1 pseudogene is annotated in these 432 nt (G+C 56.7%); it reads right to left on the bottom strand.

What is annotated here, in order from left to right:
* A pseudogene (gene ttdT, locus K0040_RS22600) lies at positions 1–432 on the bottom strand (L-tartrate/succinate antiporter); the annotation flags it as partial.

Below are 432 nucleotides of genomic sequence, written 5' to 3' on the forward strand. Positions count from 1 at the left end.
AAAACGTTCCACGCGGCTTTATTACTGACAATGTCGTCCCAACTGATAATGCGCAGAAGCAGCATCAGTGCCACCACGCTGTAACCGACCATCGCGGCATCGATATAATCACCGCCGAAAATCCACAGCACCAGCGCGCCTACCATCAGCCCCAGCATCCGTTTTTCACGCGAACAGAGCGGGCCCATTGCCTGCAGTTCCGTCTCTGCCCAGCGCGGCACCTGATCGCCTGACTTCAGTACCGGCGGGTACAGCACATAGGCCAGCCAGGGAACCAGCAGCACCAGCAAAATACTGAGCGGCAACATCCCGAGGAACCAGTCGCCCCAACTCAGCGTGGCGTGAGATGCGCTTTTCATCAGTCCAATTAACAGCAAGTTTGGTGCCATCGCCGTCAAGAAAATGGCGCTGGTCACGCAGTCGGCAACAATC

Source organism: Terrisporobacter petrolearius (assembly GCF_020748185.1).
Lineage (GTDB): Bacteria > Bacillota > Clostridia > Peptostreptococcales > Peptostreptococcaceae > Terrisporobacter > Terrisporobacter petrolearius.